This window comes from Luteococcus sediminum (assembly GCF_054783495.1).
The window spans coordinates 1-650 of record NZ_BAAGQL010000007.1 but is presented as its reverse complement, the minus strand read 5'-3'; the positions used below and the strand labels follow the sequence as shown (position 1 = coordinate 650).

Here is a 650-nt window from a genome sequence, read left to right as displayed (position 1 = left end):
CGGGTGCGTTGGTCGTGGCTCATGCGGACCTTGATGGCTTGGTGCAGCGCCCAGTTGGCTTGTCGGTCGCCGCCGCGGGACAGTCGGTGGCGTTGGGTCTTGCCTGAGGACACGGGGATGGGGCTGGTGCCGCAGAGCGCGGCGAAGGAAGCGGGGCTGCGCAGCCGGTCGGGGTTGTCTCCGGCGGTGATCAGCAGGACCGCGGCCAAGGCTGGGCCGATGCCGTGGATGGCACGCAGGCCGGGGTTCTTGGCGGTGGTGAGGACGTCGAGTTGGGTGTCGAGGTCGTCGATCTCGCTGCGCAGGTACTGGTGTCGCCGTGCCAGGCTGCGCAGGGCTCTCAGGGTGGTGGCGTCGGCCAGGTCNTGGCGCCAGCAGGCCTGCAGGGACTTGGTGGCGCCGCGGCGGGTGATGACCAGGGCGCGTAGGGGTTCGATGGTGTCGTGCTTGGGGTGGGTGGTGGCTTCTCCGGAGATCACGGAGCGGGCGGCGCGGTAAGCGTCGAGGCGGTCGGTCTTGCCCTGTTTGCGGCGATCGGCGGGGCGGGTGCGGTTGACCTCGATGACGTGGATGCCGTTGCGGCGCAGGGCGGCGGTGATCCCGACGCCGTAGCTCGAGGTGCCCTCGATGCCGACCGCGGCGACAGGTCC

General features: G+C 70.7%; 1 protein-coding gene. It reads right to left on the bottom strand.

The features are described from left to right. The coding region (locus ACYVKA_RS05030) for a transposase (RefSeq protein ID WP_460703490.1) at window positions 1–587 on the bottom strand (587 nt) is incomplete at its 3' end. Between the last annotated feature and the right edge of the window lie 63 nt (window positions 588–650).